Raw genomic sequence first — 24,589 nt, 5'->3', positions numbered from 1 at the left:
CGGAGCGTCTCCGTGATCGATGCCCTTCTGAATGCGATAACCCCGTTCAACCTGGCGCTTGCCTTGTTCGGCGTCATCGCCGGGACGTTCATCGGGGCGCTTCCGGGTCTGTCGGCCACCATGGCGGTGGCCGTTCTGGTCCCCTTCACCTTCACCATGGACCCCGCCTCGGGGCTGATTGCTCTGGGTGCGGTGTACACCGGCGCGATCTATGGCGGCGCCTATTCGGCGATCCTCGTCAACACGCCGGGAACACCCGCCGCCATCGCCACCTCAATGGACGGTTTTCCCATGGCCAAGCGCGGCGACGGCGACCTGGCGGTGACACTTTCGTGCCTGGGCTCGGTCGTCGGCGGCATGGTCGGCGCGCTCGCCCTGCTGCTGCTTGCCCCGCCCCTGTCGCAGGTCGCGCTCGCATTCGGTCCGGTCGAGTACTTCTGGCTCGCAATCTTCGGCCTTTCTTTGATCGCGACACTGTCGCGGGGGAACACCGTCAAGGGGCTCGTGGGCGGCGCCATCGGCCTGATCCTGTCTTGCGTCGGGTCCGCCGTCGTCGGCGGCGACGTCCGCTTCACTTTCGGCCAGACGCCGCTCCTTGGCGGGATTCCCGTCATTCCCGCCCTCATCGGCCTTTACTGCATTCCCGTGCTGATCGATCTGGTGATCAAGAAGGAGGCGCATCTCGAGCGCAGGGCCGAGGCGGTTTCGGGCTTCCGGTTCACCGAGGCCGTCGGCCTCATGCTGCGGTCGAAATTCAATCTCTTCCGCTCTGCCGTGCTCGGCACGGCCGTCGGCATCCTGCCGGCTGCCGGCGGCTCGGTCGCCGGTCTGATCGCCTACTCCGAAGCCAAGCGCACCTCGAAGAAGCCGGAAGAGTTCGGGCACGGCGCCACCGATGGCGTCATCGCATCGGAAGCGGCGAACTCGGCGACCGTGGGCGGCGGCTTCATCCCAACCCTGGTTCTCGGCATTCCCGGAACGCCGCCGGACGCGATCATTCTGGGCGCTCTGCTGGTGCAGGGCATACGCACCGGGCCTCAACTCTTCACGCAACAGGCCGACATCGTCTACACATTCGTCTTCGGCCTGATCATCGGCACGCTGTTCATGCTGCCGACCGGCTTGATCATCGGCCGCTACGCGTTCCGGCTGATCGTCTCGGTCCCGAAGACGGTGCTGGCGCCCTCCATTGCCCTGCTCACGGTCATCGGCTCGTTCGCCATCGAGTCCAACACCGTCCATGTCGTCATCATGGTTGTGCTGGGCGTTTTCGGATGGCTGATAGCCCGCGTCGGCTTTGAGGCATCGCCCATCGTCCTGGGCCTCATCCTCGGCCCCATCGCCGAAGCCGGGTTCGTCCAGGCCTGGCTGATAGGCGGCGCGCAAGGCAGCATTCCGGCGATGTTCTTCGGGCGCCCCCTGTCTCTGGCGATCATCTTCATGATTGTCTTGACACTTGCCTCCCCGGCGCTCGTGAACTGGCGACGAGGGCGCATGCAAGAGAAAGGCGCAACGCCATGAGCGCCTCTCCCAATCGGCCGGTAGGCATCTCCGCACCCGACATCATCGCAGCAGCCATTGCCCTGACCTTCGGTGCCTACGCGCTCTACGAAGCGCGCACCATGTCGGACCTTGGTGCCGTGTTCCCGGTGACCGCGGCCATCGTGCTGATTGCCGGCGCCACGGCGATCCTCGCGCTCGGCTTCATGCGGCCCGCAAATCGGCAGACCGCGCCGCCAACCGAATGGAAGCGGTTTGCCTACGCCGTGATCACGCTGTTCGCATGGGCCGTCCTGCTGAAGCCATTGGGCTTCGTGATCACCTCGGCGCTGGGGATGCTCGCCATCACCCTCGCCGCACGCCGTGAACCGATGGCCGCAAAGGCGGCGGCGCTTCACGCGCTCAACGGCATCATCCTCATCGGCGCCTTCTATGCGGTCATGCGATATCTTTTGAAAATCGCCGTGCCCTGACCGTCTGCAGCCGGGCCGCCGCGTCGAACGCCATCGGCCATCGCCCACGATATTGATCGCCAGATCGGCGAGGCTCCGGGCCTCGCTTGCACATGGACCTGTCACGGGATTGTGCCGCTCCCTTGATCACGTAACGTGTCACAAAGGGGAACATAGATGGCACTTCGGCAACGTCGGCCCTGCCGCCACGTGCAGACCAAATCCGGCCGAGCGAGGCGGTCAACTCGACGCGCATATTCCCACGCGAACGCCACCATAAGCATGGCACAATCGTCTAACCTGCTACAGTGTATGAACTTTTTCTATGGAGACCAAGGCGTCCCGAACGAGGTGCGCTACCAGGCTGCGCTACACTCCGATATCGCGTCTCAGGCGGATTCCAACCGCGCCGGGCGCCGGTTCTATAGCCCCGGGCCGCCGCATTCGCACGGAACAAATCGGGTTGCGAGCGATCGAATCTCCCGTTGACTCAGGCGATGATCGCGCCTGTTTGCTCGGCCTCCTGCCGCCCCAGCGCGCCAAACACGGCCTTGACGATGCCATCGGCATCGAGGCCCGACTGGGCGTACATGCGGTCGGGTGAGGCCTGGTCGACGAAACGGTCCGGCAGGAACAGCGACCGGTACTTCAAGCCGTTGTCCAGAAGCCCCTGATCGAACAGGTGCTGGGCCACGAACGAACCAAACCCGCCCACCGAGCCTTCCTCGACCGTGATGAGAAGCTCGTGGTTGCGGGCAAGCTGGCCGATCAGTTCGGCATCGAGCGGCTTGGCAAAGCGCGCGTCGGCCACGGTTGCCGGCAGGCCGAAGGAACCAAGCTGCTCGGCGGCGAGCAACGCCTCCTTCAGGCGTCCGCCCAGCGACAGGATCGCCACCTTGCCGCCTTCGCGGACGATGCGGCCACGGCCGATCTCCAAAACCTCGCCGCGCTCGGGCATATCCACGCCGACGCCTTCGCCGCGCGGATAGCGGAAGGCCAGCGGCCCCTCGTCATAGGCCGTCGCAGTCCGGACCATGTGCTTGAGCTCGGCCTCGTCGCCGGCGGCCATGATCACCATGCCCGGCAGGCAGCCAAGGTAAGCGATATCGAACGAACCGGCATGGGTCTGACCGTCGGAGCCGACGAAGCCCGCCCTGTCGATCGGAAACCGCACCGGCAGCTTCTGGATCGCCACATCGTGCACGACCTGATCGTAGGCGCGCTGCAGGAAGGTCGAATAGATGGCGCAGAACGGCTTCATGCCGTCGGCGGCCAGACCGGCGGCGAAGGTCACGGCATGCTGTTCGGCAATGCCGACATCATATGTCCGCCCGGGGAAGGCGTCGCCGAAAATGTCGACGCCGGTGCCCGAAGGCATCGCCGCGGTGATCGCGACGACCTTGTCGTCCGTTTCCGCTTCCTGAATGAGCGACTGGCCGAACACCTTGGTGTAGCTGGGCGCGTTCGGCTTGGCCTTGGCCTGTGCGCCGGTAATCACGTCGAACTTTGCGACGCCGTGATACTTGTCGGCGGCGGCCTCGGCGGGGGCGTAGCCCTTGCCCTTTTGCGTGATGGCGTGGATCAGGATCGGGCCGACGCCGGCATCGCGCGCATTGCGCAGGACCGGCAGCAGATGGTCCAGATTGTGGCCGTCGATCGGCCCGACATAGAAGAAGCCCAGCTCCTCGAAGAGCGTGCCGCCGGAGAAGAAGGCGCGGGTGTACTCCTCGGTCTTGCGCGCCTTGTCCTGGATGAATTTGGGCATGCGCTTGGAAAGCTGCTTGGCCGCTTCGCGCAAGGAGATATAGGTGCGACCGGACACCAGCCGCGCCAGATAGGCGCTCATCGCGCCGGTCGGCGGGGCGATCGACATATCGTTGTCGTTGAGGATGACGATCTGCCGCGCATCCATGTGGCCGGCATTGTTCATCGCCTCATAGGCCATGCCCGCCGACATCGACCCGTCGCCGATGACCGAGATCACGTTGCGCTCGATTCCCTGCAGGCGCGCCGCTTCCACCATGCCGAGGCCGGCAGAAATCGAGGTCGAGGAATGGGCCGCGCCGAACGGGTCATACTCGCTCTCGGCGCGCTTGGTGAAACCGGACAGGCCGTTTTCCTTGCGCAGCGTGCGAATGCGGTCGCGGCGGCCGGTCAGGATCTTGTGCGGATAGCACTGGTGGCCGACATCCCAGATCAGCCGGTCATGCGGCGTGTTGAAGACGTGATGGATGGCGATTGTCAGTTCGACGACGCCCAGGCCAGCGCCCAGATGACCGCCGGTCTGGCTGACCGCATCGATCAACTCGGCGCGCAATTCGTCGGCAAGCTGCGGAAGCCGGTCATCGGGCAGCGCGCGCAGGTCCGCTGGCGTGCGGACCGTATCCAGAAGCGGGGTATCGGGTCCCATACTCATGCAGTCTGCCTCCCGCAGGGTCTCGTATGCCGTCAAGGCAACGATGCAACAATGTATGACACAAAAAAGTGTCAACTTGAATTGTCACTCGTGTCCGGCTCCGTGTCAATGAATACCGGCATAACCAGGCAACGAGCGTGCTTTACAGCGCAATGTGGCCGACGCAAGCCATTGCCACCCCGGCACTCCGGAAATCACTTTCTGGAACTTCTAACGGCAGGCGCCATTCAGGCCAACCGGGCTGTGTCGATCGGCGATGCGCCCTTTCGGCGCGCCTTATTCGGCGGGCACGGCCTGCGCCGGCGCCGCGCCCCAAATCATCGCATCCTGAAGGGCGCGCAGGTCGGCGATCATCGATCCGGGTTTGGGCATGGCGTTGTCCCAGGTCAGAAGATCGCCCTTGGCGATCGGCCTGAGCGCCCTGCCCTTTTCCAGAAGTCCGCACGGGATGGCGCGCGCCGATCGCGCGTCGGTAGCGTTCATCGTGAAGGACCGGTAGCAGTACTGGCCAACCGCGCCGAGCGTCTCACCGGCCGCGATGTCCCGCTTGGCAACCGCGCAGACTTCGGCGACCGGCGTTTCCAGCGGCACCATGTCCGGCCTGCCGTGCAGCATGATGCGCGCGGCGGTCAGCGGCACTTCCAGCGAGGTCAGATGATAGGGCCGATGGAAGGTGAAGTAAGGCCCCTCGCCCATCTTCAGATCGGCCATGCGCTCGTGAATGCGCGGGTGTTCGGCCTTGATCACGACGAAGACGCCCGGCGACACGCCCTTGCCTATCGAGTAATCGACGCATCCGGGCTTCGACAGGACGCCGCCATCGGCTTGGGGGATCAGCACCGATGCCAACTGGTCGACCGTGGCGCGCGGACCGTGCATGCCGGGCACGTCAGGCACGAGACCGGTCGCGTTGGCGATGGCCGCCATCTCCACCATCGTCTTTGAGCCGTCGACGAACTCGACCAGCATCCGGACATTCATGTTCCGTCGATCGGCTTCTTCCTGAAGATCGTCCGGCACCGCATCGACATTGAGCGGGTTGTTCTTGCCCTTTCCAGCCGAGACCACCGAATGGCCCATGGCGGTGACGAACTCGATGATCTCCATGCAGGAGGAGGGTTCGTCGCCGGCGCCCAGCGTGTAGACGACGCCCGCCTTGTCAGCCTCATGCTTGAGGTAAGGCCCTATGCAGACGTCGCATTCGACATTCATCATGATCAGGTGCTTGCCGAAGCCGATCGTGCGCATGCCGATATCGGCGCCGGCTTCGGGCACGCCCGTCGCGTCGATCACCACATCGACCAGATCATGCGACAGGGCCAGATCGAGATCGTCGGTGACGGCGATCCTGCCAGCCTCGATGGCAGCCGATGCCGCATCGTGGCTGGAGACCGCCTGCGTGCGGCCCGCCTCGCCATAGGCGAGCGTCGCGCCCTGCTCGGCCCTGCCGGGCGTGCGCTCCATGACGGTGGCGATCTCGATGCCGTCCATCATCGCAACCTGCGTGAAGATGTCGGTGCCCATCTCGCCGGTGCCGACCATGCCGATACGGATCGGATTGCCATCCTCGGCGCGCCGGCGCAGCTCGGCGGCAAGGCCGGTCAAGGCGACATTGGGCGGTTTGAACTGCATTACAACTCCCGTTTGGCGCATTGTTCGCCAAGCGGGCGCGATAAAGCAAGTTCGCCGAAACGCCTAGGACCGGCTTTTCACCCCGGAACAATTCCCCGCGCCACCAGTTCGCCGATCACCCGGTTGGCCGCCTCGTCGGCGCTCAGCGCGGACGTATCGATGCGCAGATCCGGCTTTTCGGGCCGCTCATAGGCAGAGCCGATGCCGGTGAAGTTCGGAATCCGGCCGGCACGGGCCTTCTTGTAGAGCCCCTTGGGGTCGCGCTGTTCGGCGACCTCCAACGGCGTGTCGATATGAACGAGGAAGAATTCGCCATCGGGCACCAGGTCGCGCGCCAGCCGCCGCTCGGCGCGGAACGGCGAAATGAAGGAGACGAGCGTGATGAGGCCCGCTTCGGTCATCAGCCGCGCGACCTCGGCGACCCGGCGGATGTTCTCGACGCGGTCGGCATCGGAAAAGCCCAGATCCTTGTTCAGCCCGTGCCGCACATTGTCGCCGTCGAGCAGCATGGTGTGCGCCTGGTTGGCGGCGAGTTTCTTCTCGACAAGATTAGCGATCGTCGACTTGCCCGATCCCGAAAGGCCGGTGAACCAGACGACGCAAGGGCGCTGGCCCTTCATCTGTGCCCGTTCGATTTTGCCGATGTCGGTGGCCTGCCAATGGATGTTGTCGGACCGGTTGAGCGCATGATGGATCATGCCCATGCCGACGGTCGCATTGGTCAGCTTGTCGATCAGGATGAAACCGCCGGTCTCGCGATTGTCGTCATAGGGGTCGAACGCGATCGTCCGGTCGAGCGTGACCGGGCAAACGCCGATTTCATTCAGAGCCAGGTCCCGCGCGGGCTCCTCGGCGAGCGTGTTGATGTCCACGCGGTGTTTGGGCGGGCCGAGCGTTGCCTGCGCGGTGCCGCTGCCGGTCTTGATCTGGTAGGCGCGGCCCGGGAACATCTTCTCGTCCGCCATCCAGATGATGGTGGCCTCGAACCGGTCGCCGGTCTGCGCCGGTGCGCCCGTGCCGACGATCATGTCGCCGCGCGAGACGTCGATCTCGTCGGCCAGCGTCAGCGTCACCGACTGGCCCGCGACGGCGCCCTGCGCATCGTCATTGGCGCCAATGACACCGGTCACCGTGCTCTGCCGACCGGAGGGCAGGACCGTGACCGGATCGCCCACACCGACGAAGCCGCCGGCAATCTGGCCGGCAAAGCCGCGGAAATCGAGGTTCGGACGGTTGACCCACTGGACAGGCAGCCGGAACGGCTTGTCGGACCGGTCGCCGCCGATCTCGACCTGTTCGAGATGGTCCATGAGCGTCGGCCCGTCATACCAGGGCATGGAAGCGCCGGGTTCGATGACATTGTCGCCTTCAAGCGCCGAGATGGGGATCGCCGTGATATCGGGCTCGGTGCCCAGCGCACGCGCGAGCAGGCGGTATTCGCGCTCGATCCGGCGGAAGACGGCCGCGTCATAATCGACGAGATCCATCTTGTTGACGGCGACGACGATGTTGCGGATGCCCAGACGCGAAACGATGAAGGAGTGGCGGCGCGTCTGGGTCAGGATGCCCTTGCGCGCATCGACCAGAATGATCGCCAGATCGGCGGTGGAAGCGCCGGTCGCCATGTTGCGCGTATATTGCTCATGGCCCGGCGTATCGGCGACGATGAACTTGCGCTTTTCGGTCGAAAAGAAGCGGTAGGCGACATCGATGGTGATGCCCTGTTCGCGTTCGGACGCCAGCCCGTCGACCAGGAGCGCCAGATCGAGCCGGTTGCCCTGCGTGCCCGACTTGCGCGAATCCGCATAGAGCGCGTCGAGCTGGTCCTCGAAAACGAGCTTGGATTCATAGAGCAGCCGGCCGATCAGCGTCGATTTGCCGTCATCCACGCTGCCGCAGGTCAGGAAGCGCAGGAGCGATTTCTGTTCGTGCGATTTCAGGTAGGCCGCAATGTCATCGGCCGCCAGATCGGATGCATAGTGGGCCATCAGAAATAGCCTTCCTGCTTCTTCTTCTCCATGGATGCCGATTGGTCATGATCGATGGCCCGGCCCTGCCGTTCGGATGTCGTCGCCAGCAGCATTTCCTGGATGATGTCGAGCAGGCTCGTCGCCTCGCTCTCGACGGCGCCGGTCAAGGGGTAGCAGCCGAGCGTGCGGAAGCGGACATGTCTGGTCTGCGGCACTTCGTTGGGATGCAGCGGGATACGCTCGTCATCGACCATGATCAGCATACCATCGCGCTGGACCACGGGCCGGGGCGCGGCGAAGTAAAGCGGCACCAGTTCGATCCCCTCGCGGTGGATGTATTGCCAAATGTCGAGCTCGGTCCAGTTGGACAACGGAAAGACGCGGATCGATTCGCCCGGTCGCTTTCGGGGATTGTAGAGCTTCCACGGCTCGGGCCGCTGGTTCTTGGGGTCCCAGCGATGGTCGGCGGTGCGGAACGAGAAGACGCGCTCCTTGGCGCGGGATTTTTCCTCGTCGCGCCGCGCGCCGCCGAAGGCCACGTCGAACCTGTGCAGATCGAGCGCCTGGCGCAGGGCCTGCGTCTTCATCACATCGGTGTGTACCGACGAGCCGTGGGTGAACGGATTGATGCCCTGCGCCAACCCTTCCTGATTGGTGTGGACGATCAGCTCCATGCCGGTCTCGTCCGGAATCCGGTCGCGGAACGCGATCATCTCGCGAAATTTCCAGGTCGTATCGATGTGCATCAGGGGAAAGGGCGGCGGCGCCGGATAGAACGCTTTTTGCGCCAGATGCAGCATCACCGCCGAATCCTTGCCGATCGAATAGAGCATGACCGGGTTTTCCGCCTCGGCCACCACTTCACGCATGATGTGGATGGCTTCGGCTTCCAGACGGTCAAGATGCGTCAGGGTCGACATGGCGGTTTCCTTCGGTGTCAGGTGCCGGTGCCGGCGGATTTACCCATGCAGCGTGCGCGCGCTCCGGGCGACGAGGCGATGAAATCGGGGTTGCGGTATCCGGGTTTGCCGTAGGCGAGCGGCTGGCCGTCGGCGGTCACCACTTCGCCGCCTGCGGCAGCGAGCACCGCATGGCCGGCAGCGGTGTCCCACTCCATGGTCGGGCCGAAGCGCGGATAGATGTCAGCCTTGCCCGCGGCCAGCACACAGAATTTGAGCGACGAGCCGGCGGTGATGCAGCTTTCGATCGCATGGTCTCGCAGGAAGGCGCGCGTCGCGGCGGAATCGTGAAACCGGCTCGCAAGCGCCACCAGGTCGCTGTCGTCGCCGCACGGGCGCACCTTGAGCGCGGTGCGTATGTCGCGCTCGCACAGTTCCTCGGCATTCGCGCCCGGTTCGGCGATGAACAGGCGCCCAAGCGCCGGCGCATGGACGATGCCGGCCACCGGAACGCCGCCTTCGACCAAGGCGATGTTGATCGTGAATTCGCCGGTCCTGCGGATGAACTCCTTGGTGCCGTCGATCGGGTCGACCAGAAAGAAACGATGGGCGCCGCGCGCCGCTTCGAGACTGGCCACGCGCTCCTCGCTGACGACCGGGATCGCCGGATAGGCCTTTTGCAAGGCCGAGACGACGATCTCGTCGACGGCGATGTCGGCTTCGGTCACAGGTGTGCAATCGGCCTTGCGGCGCACCTCGATGTCGCCCGAATAGACCTCAAGCGCCGCGCGGCCGGCGCGGCGGACGGTGGGTATCAGCGATGTCAGCATGATCGTGCTCATGGTGGTTGATTGGCAAATGCCCATCGCGTTCCGTCAGGTTGACGCAATGGGTAGACGCTTGTCGGCGCCGTGGCGAAGTCTGAACGTCTAACCGGCCGGCCTTCGGAGAAATATTCTTCCGGACCGGTCATCGGATGCGTTACGCCGACCGCGCCCGGATATCGTCGATGGCGTCGAGCACCGCCTCCGGCGTTGCCGGCGTCCGCAGGTTGGGCGACAGTCCCGGCTCGCCGCAGGAGGCGACCGCGTCTCTCAGCGCCAGCCAGACCGAGACGGCCAGCATCAGCGGCGGTTCGCCGACGGCTTTGGAGCGGAAGACGGTTTCCTCCGCGTTCGGCGCGCTTTCGAGGATCGCGACGTTGAAATCCGGCGGCACATCGCGCGAGCCGGGGATCTTGTAGGTCGATGGGCCGACCGTGCGAAGCCGGCCCTTGTCGTCCCACCACAACTCCTCGCAGGTCAGCCAGCCCATGCCCTGGACGAAAGCGCCCTCGATCTGACCGAGATCGATGGCGGTGTTCAGCGAGGCGCCGCAATCCTGCAATATGTCGGCGCGCAGGCAACGGTTCTCGCCGGTCAGCGTGTCGATGGCGACTTCGGCGACCGCCGCACCATAGGTGAAATAGAAAAACGGCCGGCCCTTCATCGCCTTGCCGTCCCAGTGGATTTTCGGCGTCGCATAATGGCCGGCCTCGGACAGCGAGACGCGCTCGGCCCAGCTCATCCGCGCCAGTTCGGCAAAGGAAATCGACCTGTTTCCGGCATGCACCCGGCCTTCGCGGAAGACGATCTCGTCTTGGGGCACATCGAAGTGCCTGGCCGCGACCGGCGTCATGCGATCGCGGATGGCGGTCGCGGCCTTGAAGGCGGCCATGCCGTTCAAATCGGAGCCGGTCGATGCGGCGGTCGGCGACGTGTTGGGCACCTTGCCGGTGTGCGTCGCGGTGATCTTGACCGCTTCGATGTCGAGCTGGAAAACCTCGGCGACGACCTGGGCGACCTTGACGAACAGGCCCTGCCCCATCTCGGTGCCGCCATGGTTCAGATGCACCGAACCGTCCTGATAGACATGGACCAGCGCGCCCGCCTGGTTGAGCGAGGGCAGGTTGAAGGAAATGCCGAACTTGACCGGCATCATCGCCAGGCCGCGCCGGATCACCGGATCGGTGGCGTTGTGCGCATCGATCTCGGCGCGGCGGTGCTGCCATTGCGCCGATTGCAGCACCAGATCGGTGACTTCGACGAGCCGGTTCTGCTCGACAGGCTGGCCGTATGGCGTCGTCTCGCCGGTATCCGGCCCGTAATAGTTGATGGCGCGGACGCGGTTTGGGTCCATCTCCAGTTCACGCGCGATCTGGTCGATCATCGCCTCTGAGGTGATCACCCCTTGCGGCCCGCCAAAGCCACGAAACGCGGTGTTCGACACGGTGTTGGTCTTGCAGGCATGGCCGACAAAGCGCGCGGCAGGGAAATGATAGGCATTGTCGGTGTGGGTCAGCGACCGCGTGATCACGGGTCCGGTCAGATCCGCGGTGTTGCCGGCGCGCGCGAGATATTCGACATCGGCGCCGACGATGCGTCCTTGATCGGTCACGCCGATCCGCCATTTCGACACCATGTCGTGGCGTTTTCCCGTCGCCGACATGTCGGCGGACCGCTTCAGCCGCATCCTGACCGGACGGCCGGTCTTGCGCGCCAAAAGCGCCGCCGCGCAGGCGATGATCGTCGCCTGGCTTTCCTTGCCGCCAAAGCCGCCGCCCATGCGCCGCACCTGCACGTCGACGGCGTTCGCAAAGCCGCCCAGAACATGCGCCACATGGTGCTGCACCTCGGTGGGGTGCTGGGTCGAGGAATGGACGGTCATGTCGCCATCCTCGCCCGGAATGGCATAGGCGATCTGGGTTTCGAGATAGAAGTGATCCTGCCCGCCGATCTCCAGCCGGCCTTCGACGATGCGGTCGGCCTTTTCGAGCGCAGCATCGACATCGCCGGAGACCAGCCGCTGCGGCGCGATGACGTGATCGCCGCGCGCATGCGCCTCCTCGATGTCGAGAACCGGCGTTTGCTCGGTCAGATCGAGTTGAACGGCGTGCGCCGCGCGCACCGCCTGCTCGAAGGTTTCGGCGGCCACGGCGCCAACGGGCATGCCAACATAGTCGAGCGCCTTCTCGGCAAAAAGCGGTTCACCCGACAGGATCGGCGCGATGTCGTTATGGCCGGGTATGTCGTCAGCGGTGACGATCGCGACCACACCGTCCATCGCGGCCGCCTCGGATGCATCGACGCCGTTGAGCGTGCCCTTCGCCACCGGCGACAGGATCAGCGCGGCATGGAGCGTGCCGGGCATGTCGGCCATGTCATCGATATAGACGGCCTGGCCGCTGACGTGTTTCTTCGCGCTGTCATGGGCGATGCCCTTGCCGACGACGGCTCGGTGGACCGGCTGGACGTGCTCGTTCACAGCGCCATCACCTCCACGGTTTCGCCGGCCACATCGCGGGCCAGCCGTTCGATCAGGTTCGCGGCGACGCGCTGCCGGTAGACGGCCGAGCCGCGCCAGTCGGTCAAGGGTTTGAAGTCCGCAGCCAGCGCTTTTCCGGCCTCGCGCGCGGTTTCAGGCGTCAAGACCTTGCCGCGCAAGGCGGCTTCGGCGTTCGGCGCGCGTGTGGGGATTGCCGCCATGCCGCCATAGGCGATGCGGATATCGGCAACTGTTCCGTTGTCCATCGCAAGCCAATAGGCGCCGCACACCGTCGAGATGTCCTGGTCATAGCGCTTGGAGATCTTGTAGGTCCGCATGGTTTCACCGACCTTCGCGCGCGGCACGGTGACGCTTGCGATCACTTCATCGGCACGCAGCTGGGTCTTGCGGTAATCGAGAAAGAAGTTCTCGAGCGGCATCGTCCGCTCTCCGTCTTCAAGCGAAACGAGCGTGATGGTCGCGCCGAGCGCGATCAGTGCGGGCGGGCCGTCACCGATCGGGCTGGCGGTGCCGATATTGCCGCCAATCGTGCCCATGGACCGGATCTGCGTCGAGCCGAAACGGCGGATGAGCGTGGCGAAGGAGGGATAGTCCTGGCCGACTGCATCGAGCACCTCTTCCCACGTGATCGCCGCGCCGAACGTCCAGTGATCGTCGCCGGTGTCGGTCCGGCGCAGCTCGGCGACATGGCCGGTGGTGATCGTTTCCGGCCAACGGGTCTCGTAACCGGCCAGCGGTACGCCCAGATCCGTGCCGCCAGCGAGCAGTACCGCATCGGGGTGGTCACGCCGCAGCATCAGCAGGCCCCGCAGATCGCGCGGCCTGTGAGCCGTCGCGCCGCCCGCATCGGTGTGCGACGTCACAAGGTTCTCATCGACCGCCGGCGCCGGTTCGATGCGAACGCGCGCGGCAGCGGCCTTCGCCGCATCGACGATTGGCCGGTACCCCGTGCAGCGGCAAAGATTGCCCGCCAGAGCGTCGTGGATCGCGCCCTCGTCGGGATCGGGATTGCGCGCCAGAAGGCCCGTCAACGCCACGGCGATGCCAGGCGTGCAGAAGCCGCACTGAGAAGACCCGTTCTTGGCCATCTCGTCCTGCACGGCGTTGAGCACGGCACCCTCGCCGGCCAGCCCCTCGACGGTGACGATCTCGCCGCCATCGATCTGCGCCACCGACATGATGCAGGAATTGGCGGCCAGCATCGGCGCTTCTGCATCACCGCCGCGCCTGAACAGAATCGTGCACGCACCGCAATCGCCCTCGGCGCAGCCTTCCTTTGTGCCCTTGCGGCCCAGATGATCGCGCAGCAGGTCGAGCACGGTCGTATCGGGCCGGACCTCGGTGGCCACAGGCTGCCCGTTGAGAACAAAGGCGGTGTGGGTCGTCATATGTGCTCCTCGCGCCGGCACCGGGTTGGTTCGGTTGCCGGATCGTCTGACGGACAATGTGTACTTTGGTTGAAGGCGAGCGCAAGGCGGCACCCGAAAAAGCGTCGCCGGTTTCCGCCCGGCTTTTGCACCGCACTTTCGCGCCGCGCCGATCGGTCGTATAGGACGACCCGCACGACCTGCCGAAAGGCGACAACAGCAAAGCGCCGCGCGTGAGCCAATCCCCTTCCTTTTCGCTGGGTTTCGAACCGCACTATGGCGAGGCGGTTCCGGTGACCGCCGGCGTGGCGCGCATCACCGCCAACAATCCCTCCGCCTTCACCTTTCGCGGCACCAACAGCTATCTGATCGGCGCCGAGACGCTTGCGGTCATCGATCCCGGTCCGGACGATCCGGAACATCTGCAAGCGCTTCTCCGGGCCATCGATGGCCGCCCTGTCAGCCATATCGTCATCACCCATACGCATGCCGACCATTCGCCCCTTTCACGCAAGCTGCGCGATCTGACCGGCGCGGCCATCGTCGGTGCGGCCGTCCATCACGCCGCCCGCGACCTGCATATCGGCGAGATCAATCCGCTCGATGCGGCGGCCGACCGCGAGCATGTGCCGGACCGGACACTGAAGCATGGCGAAACCGTCGAAGGCGACGGCTGGCGGCTGGAAACGATTGCGACACCGGGCCATGCGGCGAACCATCTGGCATTTGCGCTTTCGGGCACCGGCACGGTTTTTACAGGCGACCACATCATGGGCTGGGCGACGTCGATCGTCGCGCCCCCGGACGGAGCGATGAGCGACTATATGGCGTCGCTTGACGCAATGGCCCGGCGCGGGGACACGGACCGTCTCTATCTGCCCGGTCATGGCGGGGCGATCGACAACCCGGCCCCCTTCGTGCGCGGGCTCAAGACGCACCGCAAGATGCGCGAACGGGCGATCCTTGAACGTCTGCGCGCCGGCGACCGGACGATCCCGGCCATGGTGGCCAACATCTACCGGGACACCGACCCGCGCCTGCACGGCGCTGCCGGCCTGTCCGTTCTGGCGCATCTCGAAGACATGGTAGCGCGAGGGCTTGTGCGCACCGATGGGCCGCCGGCGATCGGCGGGGACTTCGAACCGGCCTGACCGCACCGGTCACGGCTCGGCAATCCCGATCATCTCATAGTCGACATCGGCGAGAAAGCGGCGGACGATGCCCGCACTGATGCCGAGATCGTGCCGCAGATGCGGCATGCGCGCGCGCACGTCGACGAAGGTCGTCTCGCCCTCGTCCGTCGTCCGGACCACGATCTGCACCGGCATGTTCAGCACAGGCGTCTTGTAGGCATATTCGACGAACAGTTCGTCATCGGCGCCGATCCGGCCGCGGCCGCGAACCCGCTGCCAGCCAAGGGTTTCGGCGACTTCGGTGACGACGCCGTCGGTGGCGTCGAGCGGTGCCTTGAACCTTGTTCCGAGCAGTTCGGGATAGCCATCGTGCAGGCGGCCGGCGACCACGGCCGGCGCCCCGGTGCCATGGGCACGCCGCTCGGAGGCAAAGACCGGCGGATCGATCAGGTCCGTCGAGACGTCCGATAAGGCGGGCCGCAGAGCCCATGCGAGTGCGGCAATCGCATAAAGGACGACGAACGGCATCAAGAGAAAAAGAGCCCATGACAGACGGCGGCCGCCGCGGGTTCCATGCACCCACAGGCTGCGCAGGCCAAAGGCGAACAGCAACAGCCCCAAAAGGCACAGCAAGCCGCACAGCGCCACAAGGACAAGCAGAGTGGGCGTGTCGATCAGCGTGCCGCGATGGGCCAGAATGGAAAGCCCGGCTAGGACCGGCAGGAACACCGCCAGGTTGAGAGCCCATCGCGCGGAGCGCGATGGCCTGCGGCTCGGCAATGTCGCTGTCAGCAGCATGGCTGGCTCTCAATCCGTGCGCCGATGCCCGACCGGCTTTCACGCAGCGTTACCGCCTTGCAGCGCAAAGTTAAAGGCGGGCGTGCCGTTTGCCGCACAATGGCCGCGGAGCGCGGCAAGTCTGATCCCGGCTGCGGGGCGTGCGGCAGGAGGTACCCGATGACTGCAACCCTATCGGCACGCGCCGAAACCGGCGACGCGGTCGCGCGCGCCATCTCGCTCAAGCAGATCGAGTTCGAACTTGCGATGGCATCGGCGGACATCGTGTCCGAGGGATTCGAGTCCAGCGTGCGCGCCGCCTGCGCCGCATGCGGGCTGACATTCCTGTTCAACCTGCCGGTGTTCGACGATCCCGACGCCCAGCGCGTGGCGGCCGCCGCCTGGCAGGAGGCCGACGACGCCTCGCCGCAATTTGCCTTCGTCACGCTCGATCGTGACGGCGCGGCTGTTGCCGTCAGCGCACAATGCACCTGCCTTGACCATGGCGCCGCCGTCGCGCTGGCCTGGTACGATCTGATCGAGACGGCTCGGTGACGCCCTGAAGATCAAAGCGTTCCGCGGTTGGCGCGGATCGCCGCCTGCGCCGCCGCAAGACGCGCGACGGGGACGCGATAGGGCGAGCAAGAGACATAGTCGAGCCCGATTTCCTCGCAAAACGCGATGGATTCGGGGTCGCCGCCATGTTCGCCGGTGATCGCCATGACGATGCCCGGATGGGCGGCGCGGCCCTTGTCGACGGCCATGCGGATGATCTCGCCGACGCCTTCGCGGTCCAGATTGATGAACGGATCGCGTTCGATGATCCCTTCGTCGAGGTATCGCGTCAGGAAATGCGAGGCATCGTCGCGCGAGATGCCCAGCGTCGTCTGGGTCAGATCGTTGGTGCCGAAGGAGAAGAAATCGGCGGCGCCGGCGATCAGATCGGCGCGGATCGCCGCGCGCGGCAATTCGATGATACACCCCACAAGATGGCGGATGTCGCTGTCATGCCGGCTCTTGGCATCGGCGGCGATCGCGTCGATGCGCTCGCGCAGGTGGCGCAACTCGGCATAATAGGCGACCAGAGGGACGACGATTTCGGGGACGACCGGCGCGCCGCTCCGTTCGCCGGCGATGATAGCCGCTTCGATGATGGCGCGGGTCTGCATTTCGGCAATCTCCGGATAGCAGATCGCCAGGCGGGCGCCGCGATTGCCGAGCATCGGGTTGATCTCGTGCAACTCGTCGGCGCGGCGGCGCAAATCATCGACGGCCATGCCCATCTCTTCGGCCACCCGGCCAAGTTCTTCATCGTCGTTGGGCAGGAACTCCTGCAGCGGCGGATCGAGCAGACGGATGGAAACCGGAAGACCGGCCATCTTCTCAAACAGCGCCACGAACGTGTCGCGATGGATCGGCAGCAGACGGTCCAGAACGAGCCGGCGGCTGCGCTCGTCGGGTGCCATGATGGTCTCGCGCATCACCTGAAGGCCGTCGCCTTCGAGGAACACGTTCTCGGTCCGCACGAGCCCGATGCCCTCGGCGCCGAAGCCGCGCGCAACCTCGGCATCGTTCAGGGCGTCGGCATTGGCGCGCACGCGCATGCGGCGGATCGAATCGGCCCATTCCATGAGCGTGGCGAAATCGCCGGACAGTGGACGCTGGACCATGGGCAGTTCGCCGAGCAGCACCTCGCCGGCGGCACCGTCGAGTGTCAGAAAATCGCCTTCGCGGACGGTGATGGCGCCTGCGCGCATCGTCCGTCGCGCCGGGTCGATGCGCACCATGGATGCGGCGGTGATGCAGGGTTTGCCCATGCCGCGCGCAACCACGGCGGCGTGCGAGGTCATGCCGCCGCGCGTCGTAACGATGCCCTCGGCGGCCACCATGCCGTGAATGTCGTCGGGGCTGGTCTCGGGCCGGACGAGGATCACCGGCTTGCCGTCGGCCTTTGCCGCCTCGGCCGCCGTCGATGAAAACACGACCATGCCCGCCGCCGCGCCCGGCGAAGCCGGCAGACCGCGCGCAAAGACCTGCCGCTTGGCGTCGGGATCGACGCTGGGGTGAAGCAGCATGTCCAGAAGGGCGGGATCGACATGCAGGATCGCGTCCTCGCGGCTGATCGTGCCCTCGCCGGCCAGTTCGACGGCGATCCGGATGGCGGCATCGGCGGTGCGCTTGCCCTTGCGCGTCTGCAACAGCCACAGCGTGCCGTCATCGACGGTGAACTCGATGTCCTGCATGTCGCCGAAATGGGCTTCGAGCCGTTCGCCGAGCGCGTTGAGTCGCTCGAACGCCTCGGGCATGCGTTCGCTCATGGCGTGACCGTCATGATGACCGGTGGGCAGCAGCGGGTCGGGCGTGCGGATGCCGGCGACGACGTCTTCTCCCTGCGCATTGACCAGATATTCGCCGAACACACGCTTTTCGCCCGTCGAGGGGTGGCGCGTGAAGGCGACCCCTGTCGCCGAGTTTGTGCCCGAGTTTCCGAACACCATCGCCTGCACCGTGACGGCGGTGCCCCAGTCGTCGGGAATGGCGTGCAGCGCGCGGAACGTCACGGCGCGCGGATTTTTCCAGCTTTCAAAGACAGCGCCGATCGCGCCCCAGAGCTGGGCGTGCACATCCTGCGGGAACGGTTCGTCCATGTCGCCGATGATCGCCGCCTTGTAGGCATCGACAAGCGCGCGCAGCGCATCGGCGTCAAGTTCATTGTCGCGCCCGACACCGGCCTTGTCGCGCGCCGCGTCCAGAAGCTCCTCGAACACGCCGTCCTCGACGCCGATGACGACGGTCGCATACATCTGGATGAAGCGGCGATAGCAGTCATAGGCGAAGCGCGCGTCGCCGGTGCGCCCGGCCAGCGCCTCGACGGTATCGTCGTTGAGGCCGAGATTGAGGATCGTGTCCATCATGCCCGGCATGGAGACACGCGCGCCCGAGCGGACCGAAACGAGGAACGGGTCCGGACCGGCGCCGAACGTCTTGCCGAGCAGCGCGGCGGTTTCGGCCAGTGCGTTTTCGACCTGCGTTTTCAGGCCGTCGGGAAAGCGGCGACCTGCCGCGAGATAGTCCCGGCAGACTTCGGTGGTGATGGTGAACCCGGGCGGGACCGGAAGGCCGACGCGGCTCATTTCGGCAAGGTTGGCGCCCTTGCCGCCGAGCACATCCTCGCCGATCCCCTCCGGCGGAACGCGGCCGGGAGCAAAGCTGTAAACCAGATCGTGTGCCACGCGCGTGTCCAAGCGGCTCCCCCTTTCGGAGCGCCTTGTTACCGCATCGCACCATCGAGCGCCATGTGTCTTTTGGGTGCGCACGAAGGCCGACCCAACCGGCCGGTCAACTGGCCTCGCGCAGTTCCTCGGCGGCGGTCAGATCGACCGAGACGAGCTGGCTGACGCCCTGCTCGGCCATGGTCACGCCGAACAGACGATTCATCCGCGCCATGGTGATCGGATTGTGGGTGATCAGGACAAAGCGCGTGTCGGTCTGCGCGGCCATCTCGTCCATCAGGTCGCAGAAGCGCTCGACATTGTGGTCGTCGAGCGGCGCATCGACCTCGTCGAGCACGCAGATCGGCGCGGGATTGGTCAGGAAGACAGCGAAGATCAGCGCCATGGCGGTCAGCGCCTGCTCGCCGCCGGACAGGAGCGTCATCGTCTGCGGCTTCTTGCCGGGCGGACGGGCCATGATCTCAAGACCGGCTTCCAGCGGATCGTCGCTCTCGACCAGTTGCAGTTCTGCCGTGCCGCCGCCGAACAGATGCGTGAACAGGCGCGTGAAATGGTCCTGGACCACATCGAAGGCGGCGATCAGCCGTTCGCGGCCCTCCTTGTTGAGCGAAGAAATGGCCGACCGCAGCTCGGCAATTGCCGCAATCACGTCGTCGCGCTCGCCGGTCAGCGTCCGATGCCGCTCGGACAGTTCGGCCTGCTCTTCCTCGGCGCGCAGATTGACAGCGCCAAGGCGTTCGCGCTCCACCTTCAGCCGCTCAAGCCGGCGTTCGAGCGGTTCCATCTCGGGCAACGGCTCGTCGGCGGACAGGCCTGCGGCGGCGAACGCCTCGTGCGGCGCGCAGTTCAGCGCTTCGGTGATGCGCGTTTCGGCATCGGTGCGGCGTTCTGTGGCCGCGGCCAGCCGCTCTTCGGAACGGGCACGGCGCTCACGCGCTTCCGAAAGCGTGGCAATGGCCTCGGCCGCCGCCTTGTCGGCGGTCGCGGCATCGCCTTCAGCTTTGGCCAGCGCATCGGCGGCGCGGGCGCGTTGCTGTTCGGCCTGCTCGATCTGACGAACCAATTCACGCCGCTTTGCCGCTTGCTCGTCGGGCGTTTCCGCTATGTCGGCCAGCGCCTTGCGCGTGTCGGCCTCGCGCTGCGCCAAGGCCGCGATCTGGGTCTCGGCACTTTTTGCCCGGGCAATCCAGTTCGCGCGTTCGCGCTCGATGGCGGCGAGCCGCTGGTGCCGCGCCTGCCGGTCGCGGGCGACACCGCCATGTTCGGTACGCGCCTCGGCCAACGCCGCGCGTCCCTCCGCAACGGTCGCCTGGATGCGGCCGATCTCGGCGTCGAGGCCCGAGACATCGGGCTCGGCCGCCAGGGCGCGTTCGGCTTCGGCCAGCGTTCCGACGGCTTCGTCGCGGTCCGATGCCAGATGCTGCAGGCTCTCTTCCACCACCGCCCGGCGACGGGTCAGGTCTCCGGCGGCGCGTTCGGCGGCTGCCAGCGCCTCGCGCGCCGAACGCGCCTCGTCCTGCGCGGCGCGAACCGCATTGCGCGCCGCGCGCTCGGCATCGACGGCGGTGGCGGTGGCTGTTTCCGCGTCGGCGATCCGGCCTTTGACCGCATCATGGTGGGTCCGGGCGGCTGCGATCTCCCGTTCGAGTTCGGCCAACCTATTCTTCTGCGACAGGCGCTGTGCGGCGGCGGTGGGTGCATCGGCAGCGGCGCGATAGCCGTCCCAGCGCCACAGCGCGCCATCGCGCGTGACCAGCCGCTGGCCCGGCGCCAGTCTTGCGGCCAGCGTTTCACCCTCGGCCTCGTCCGCAACGACACCGATCTGCGCCAGCCGTCGTGCCAGCGCGGGGGCGCCGCGCACATGGCTGCCAAGCGGCGTGCAGCCGGCGGGCAGCGCCGGATCGTCAGGACCGAGCTCGGCACCAGCCCAATGGGCGGGCGCACCGGGATCGAGCGGGGCATCCAGTTCATCGCCGAGCGCGGCGCCCAACGCGGTCTCGAACCCCTTGTCTACGTCCAGCGCCTCGATGACGCCCGGGAACAGGCCGGCATCGCCGGCATTGAGCAGTTTGGCGATGGTCCGCGCCTCGGCCTCGAGCGCGCCAAGCGCATCACGTGCGGAGGCCAGATCCGGCCGGAGCGCGGTCTCGGCAGCCCGCGCGGCCTGCACGATCTTTTCCGCCTCCGACGCCCGCTGCTCGGCTCCTGCGACTGCCGCGTCGGCGGCTTCAACGCCCGCCTGCTTCTCCGCCGGATCGGCCAATGCCGCAATCCGGTCGGACAGCGAGGACAATTCGGTTTGGGCGGTGGCGCGATCCCGGTCGAGCCGGTCGCGGCGTTCGGCGCTTTCGCGGATGCGGCGTTCAAGTTGCACACGAAGGGCTGCCGTTTCCGCCCGCGACTCGGTGGCCCGCGCCAGCGCGCCTTCGCTTTGCTCCAGCGCCAGACGGGCCGTTTCGACCTTTTCGGCAAGCGAGGCTTCGCGCGCTTCCTCGCCGGCTTCGGCCTCGTTCAGCGTGTCACTTTCGGCATCGAGCGCGGCGAGCATGCCGGCATTTTCCTCGGTCAGCCGCGTCTCGCGCGCCATGTCGGCAGCGAGCTGATCGAGCCGCTGTTCGTATTCGCGCTTGCGCGCGGCGAGCCGCTCGGCCTCCGCGTCGAGCTGGTCGCGGGCGATCGTCAGACGCTGCAAAGCGGCGGCTGCGGCGGCCTCGGCTTCACGCAGTCCGGGCAACGCCTTTTGCGCGACCGCCTGCAGCCGCGCCGCTTCCATCTGGGCCTGTGCCCGTTCGGCGACTTCCGCCGTCGCTTCGGACAATGCCGACTGCGCCTCTGCCTCGGCGGACTTGGCCTGCACCCATTTGAGATGCAGCAGCGTCGCCTCGGCGGCACGAATGTCGCGCGATAACGTGCGGAACCGGTTGGCCTGCCGTGCCTGCCGCTTGAGGCTGTCGATCTGCGTTTCCAGTTCGGCAACGACATCGTCGAGCCGTTCGAGATTGGTTTCGGCGGCCCGCAAGCGCAGTTCCGCCTCGTGGCGGCGTGAGTGCAGGCCGGAGATGCCGGCCGCCTCCTCCAGAAGCGCGCGGCGGGCCTGCGGCTTGGCCTGGATCAGTTCACCGATCCGGCCCTGGCCGACCATGGACGGCGAGCGCGCGCCGGTGGACTGGTCGGCGAACAGAAGCTGCACGTCGCGGGCGCGGGCGTCGCGGCCATTGATCTTGTAGGCCGAACCGGCTTCGCGCTCGATCCGTCGGGTCACCTGAAGGCTGTCATCGCCATTGAAGGCTGCCGGCGCGGTGCGGCCCGAATTGTCGAGGAACAGCGACACTTCAGCCATGTTGCGCGACGGGCGGGTGGCCGAACCCGAGAAGATGACATCGTCCATCCCCGAGGCGCGCATGTTCTTGTATGAGCTTTCGCCCATGACCCAGCGCAGCGCCTCGACAAGGTTGGACTTGCCGCAACCGTTGGGGCCGACAACGCCTGTCAGCCCGCCTTCAATGATGAATTCGGTCGGTTCGACGAAGGATTTGAAGCCGGTCAGGCGGAGCTTGTCAAAGCGCAAGGCGGGCCCTCCCGCGATGCGCGCGCCTTCGCGCCGACCGAAGCCGGCGTTCAGAGAAGCTGATCGATGATGGCCGACATCTCTTCAACCGAGAGCGCTCCGGTATATTTGCTACCGTTGATGAAGAAGGTCGGGGTCGCGTTGACGCCGAATTCTTCGGCCCCGCGCGTGCGGATCGCATTCACATCATTCAGAAGCTGCTGATCGGTCAAGCAGGCTTCGAAGGTCTCTTGTGTAAAACCGGCCAGTTTGGCGATGTTTTCCAGCGGTGCACGCGCATTTTCCGCACGCGCCCAGATGCCCTGCTGCTCAAACAGCACGTCGATCATCGGAAAGTAGCCGTCGTTGGGCGCACAGCGCGCCAGCATGAAGGCTGCCGCGGCGCGCGGGTCGAACGGAAACTCGCGCAGCACCAGACGGGCCTGACCCGTGTCGACGTATCTTTCCTTGATAACCGGCCAGGTGTCATTGTGGAAATTGGCGCAATGGCCGCAGGTCATCGACGCATATTCGACGATCGTGACCGGCGCATCGGGATCGCCCTTGGTCATCTCCGGAAGCGGGCCGGGCTCGAGCAGCTTGTCCATGTCGACCTCGCCTTGCGCGGCCGGCGCCTCCTGGGCCCAGGCAAGCGATGGCAATGCGACAAGAGCTACGGGAACTCCGGCCAGCACGCGCAGGGTCGAGCGGCGGGTCGGAAGGAACGGGTCGGCCATCGAGAGCTCTCCTTTGAACATGGTACGCAACGCTATAGCCCGACGAATCGGGTGCCAACATGGCACATCTCGCCGCGTTTTCGCAGCGCCGATAACATATGCGTTACCGATGGCACCCTGCCGCATCGTCACCGGTCGCGCTATCGTGATGTTCGTTCAAGACCGGAGACACGCGCATGCCGAACTGGCCCGCACTCGACTATCCCGCCTTTGCCGCAACCGGGCAAAGCCTGCACATGTGGACACAGATCGTCGGCAAGTTCCGCCTGGCCAACACGCCCTGGGTGAACCATTCCTGGCAGGTGCCGCTCTACGTGGATGCGCGCGGGCTGACGACGTCGCTGGTCCCGACCGCGGACGCCGGGTTCGAGGTGCGGTTCGACTTCCTCGATCATCGGCTCGATGTGCTGAGCACGTCCGGCGCACGCGAAACGGTTGAACTCGTGCCGATGTCGGTGGCCGAGTTCCACGAGGCCTTCATCGCGGCGCTGGAGCGGGCCGGGGCGCCGACGCGGTTCCATGGCAGTCCGAACGAAATGCCCGATCCGATCCCGTTCGCCACGCAGACCGAGGCCGGCGACTACGCGCCGGAGCATGCGACCGCGTTCTGGCAGGCCATGGTCGACATAGATCGCGTCTTCACGCGGTTCCGCTCCGGTTTTCTGGGCAAGGTGTCGCCGGTGCATTTCTTCTGGGGCAGTTTCGATCTTGCCGTGACGCGGTTTTCGGGGCGCACGGCGCCGGCTCACCCCGGCGGATTCCCGGCCCTGCCGGATGCGGTCACGCGCGAAGCCTATTCGCACGAAGTCTCCTCGGCCGGGTTCTGGCCGGGCGGCAACGGCATCGAGGAGGCGATGTTCTTCTCCTATGCCTATCCGGCGCCTGACGCCTTTTCCGATGCGTCGGTCGAACCGGATGCGGCGTACTGGCACGACCAATTGTCTGAGTTCGTGCTGCCCTATGCGACTGTGCGCGCGGCGCCCGACCCGGATGCGGCGCTGATGGCCTTTCTCGATTCGACTTATCGCGCGGCAGCCGATCTGGCCGGCTGGGACCGGTCGGCGCTCGAATGCGCCTATGGCGAGCCGGGCGTGCCGCGCGCGGTGTGAAGCGACTAACCGTCCAGATGCAGCACGATCTGCCGGCTGTGCGGCTGGGTGCGGTGTTCGAACAAATAGAGCCCCTGCCAGGTGCCCAGGAGAAGCCGGCCCTTATCAACCGGGATAGACAGCGAGGTCGGCATCATCGCCGCCTTGATGTGGGCCGGCATGTCGTCCGGCCCTTCGGCGGTGTGCACGATATAGTTCATCGACGCGTCGTCGGATGGCGGCACGAGCCTTGCGAAGAACGCGTTCAGATCGCGCTGCACGTCCGGATCGGCGTTTTCCTGGATCAGCAATGAACACGAGGTGTGCCGCACGAAGATGGTCAGCACCGCGTCGGCTGCGGCATGGGCACGGACGAAGCGCAAGGTATCCTGGGTGAACTCGTAAAGGCCCTGACCGTTCGTGCGGATCGTCAGTGTTTCCAGCGGCATGGTTCGGCCCTCCCCTTTGCGTTCCTGTGGATGACCATCGCGCGCGCGTCGCACTGCTTGGCGGT

General features: G+C 65.9%; 17 protein-coding genes. 5 read left to right on the top strand and 12 right to left on the bottom strand.

Annotation, left to right across the window (positions count from 1 at the left end; translation table 11 throughout):
- Positions 1-12: 12 nt before the first annotated feature.
- Positions 13-1,521: a tripartite tricarboxylate transporter permease gene (locus DEM25_RS10275; RefSeq protein ID WP_109767350.1), complete on the top strand. Its 1,509-nt coding sequence runs from the start codon at positions 13-15 to the stop codon at positions 1,519-1,521.
- On the top strand, positions 1,518-1,973 hold the full coding sequence (locus DEM25_RS10270) for a tripartite tricarboxylate transporter TctB family protein (protein WP_109767351.1): 456 nt from the start codon (positions 1,518-1,520) through the stop codon (positions 1,971-1,973). Before DEM25_RS10275 ends, DEM25_RS10270 begins: the two co-directional genes overlap by 4 nt.
- Positions 1,974-2,442: 469 nt before the next feature.
- Here the strand turns inward: DEM25_RS10270 and dxs are convergent, their stop codons facing one another.
- The 7 genes from dxs to xdhA all read right to left on the bottom strand — a co-directional run bounded on the left by dxs (position 2,443) and on the right by xdhA (position 13,581).
- The gene (dxs, locus tag DEM25_RS10265; protein ID WP_428981898.1) at positions 2,443-4,362 is read right to left on the bottom strand and encodes a 1-deoxy-D-xylulose-5-phosphate synthase; all 1,920 of its coding nucleotides are present in this window, start codon (positions 4,360-4,362) and stop codon (positions 2,443-2,445) included.
- A 282-nt stretch (positions 4,363-4,644) separates the two neighbouring features.
- Entirely contained in the window at positions 4,645-6,000 is a 1,356-nt protein-coding gene (locus tag DEM25_RS10260; protein WP_109767353.1) for an NAD(P)H-dependent oxidoreductase, read from the bottom strand.
- 77 nt (positions 6,001-6,077) lie between these two features.
- Complete coding sequence (gene cysN, locus DEM25_RS10255) at positions 6,078-7,988, bottom strand: sulfate adenylyltransferase subunit CysN (RefSeq protein ID WP_109767354.1); 1,911 nt, start codon at positions 7,986-7,988, stop codon at positions 6,078-6,080.
- Entirely contained in the window at positions 7,988-8,890 is a 903-nt protein-coding gene (gene cysD, locus DEM25_RS10250; protein ID WP_109767355.1) for a sulfate adenylyltransferase subunit CysD, read from the bottom strand. Before cysD ends, cysN begins: the two co-directional genes overlap by 1 nt.
- Positions 8,891-8,907: 17 nt before the next feature.
- Complete coding sequence (cysQ, locus tag DEM25_RS10245) at positions 8,908-9,699, bottom strand: 3'(2'),5'-bisphosphate nucleotidase CysQ (RefSeq protein ID WP_196780357.1); 792 nt, start codon at positions 9,697-9,699, stop codon at positions 8,908-8,910.
- 151 nt (positions 9,700-9,850) lie between these two features.
- Positions 9,851-12,172, bottom strand: coding sequence for a xanthine dehydrogenase molybdopterin binding subunit (xdhB, locus tag DEM25_RS10240; protein WP_109767357.1), 2,322 nt, complete (start codon positions 12,170-12,172; stop codon positions 9,851-9,853).
- Entirely contained in the window at positions 12,169-13,581 is a 1,413-nt protein-coding gene (gene xdhA / locus DEM25_RS10235; RefSeq protein WP_109767358.1) for a xanthine dehydrogenase small subunit, read from the bottom strand. Before xdhA ends, xdhB begins: the two co-directional genes overlap by 4 nt.
- Before the next feature lie 212 nt (positions 13,582-13,793).
- Here xdhA and DEM25_RS10230 point away from each other — a divergent pair, with 212 nt between their 5' ends.
- Positions 13,794-14,711 carry an MBL fold metallo-hydrolase gene (locus DEM25_RS10230; protein WP_109767360.1) on the top strand — a complete coding sequence of 306 codons (918 nt, stop codon included), beginning with the start codon at positions 13,794-13,796 and terminating at the stop codon, positions 14,709-14,711.
- Positions 14,712-14,720: 9 nt separating this feature from the next.
- Here the strand turns inward: DEM25_RS10230 and DEM25_RS10225 are convergent, their stop codons facing one another.
- Entirely contained in the window at positions 14,721-15,491 is a 771-nt protein-coding gene (locus DEM25_RS10225) for a DUF1499 domain-containing protein (RefSeq protein ID WP_109767361.1), read from the bottom strand.
- 159 nt (positions 15,492-15,650) lie between these two features.
- On the opposite strand from DEM25_RS10225, the gene DEM25_RS10220 reads away from it, so the two are divergent.
- On the top strand, positions 15,651-16,025 hold the full coding sequence (locus tag DEM25_RS10220; RefSeq protein ID WP_120222715.1) for a hypothetical protein: 375 nt from the start codon (positions 15,651-15,653) through the stop codon (positions 16,023-16,025).
- A gap of 11 nt (positions 16,026-16,036) precedes the next feature.
- Here DEM25_RS10220 and ppdK read toward each other — a convergent pair whose 3' ends face one another.
- The 3 genes from ppdK to DEM25_RS10205 form a co-directional block, all read right to left on the bottom strand.
- Positions 16,037-18,703, bottom strand: a complete 2,667-nt coding sequence (gene ppdK / locus DEM25_RS10215; RefSeq protein ID WP_439650672.1) for a pyruvate, phosphate dikinase — start codon at positions 18,701-18,703, stop codon at positions 16,037-16,039.
- 106 nt (positions 18,704-18,809) lie between these two features.
- On the bottom strand, positions 18,810-22,271 hold the full coding sequence (locus DEM25_RS10210) for a chromosome segregation SMC family protein (protein ID WP_109767363.1): 3,462 nt from the start codon (positions 22,269-22,271) through the stop codon (positions 18,810-18,812).
- 50 nt (positions 22,272-22,321) lie between these two features.
- Positions 22,322-22,987: a DsbA family protein gene (locus DEM25_RS10205; protein ID WP_109767364.1), complete on the bottom strand. Its 666-nt coding sequence runs from the start codon at positions 22,985-22,987 to the stop codon at positions 22,322-22,324.
- Between the two features lie 176 nt (positions 22,988-23,163).
- Between DEM25_RS10205 and DEM25_RS10200 the strand changes: the two genes are divergently transcribed.
- Positions 23,164-24,096 (top strand): DUF5996 family protein, encoded by a 933-nt coding sequence (locus DEM25_RS10200; protein WP_109767365.1) that lies wholly within the window; start codon positions 23,164-23,166, stop codon positions 24,094-24,096.
- Between the two features lie 5 nt (positions 24,097-24,101).
- Here the strand turns inward: DEM25_RS10200 and DEM25_RS10195 are convergent, their stop codons facing one another.
- Positions 24,102-24,524 (bottom strand): secondary thiamine-phosphate synthase enzyme YjbQ, encoded by a 423-nt coding sequence (locus tag DEM25_RS10195; protein WP_109767366.1) that lies wholly within the window; start codon positions 24,522-24,524, stop codon positions 24,102-24,104.
- Between the last annotated feature and the right edge of the window lie 65 nt (positions 24,525-24,589).

The sequence above is a fragment of the Oceaniradius stylonematis genome, from assembly GCF_003149475.2.
GTDB classification, from domain to species: Bacteria; Pseudomonadota; Alphaproteobacteria; order Rhizobiales; family Rhizobiaceae; genus Roseitalea; species Roseitalea stylonematis.
Note: the sequence above shows the minus strand (reverse complement) of the source record. Positions and strands in the feature narration are given on the sequence as shown.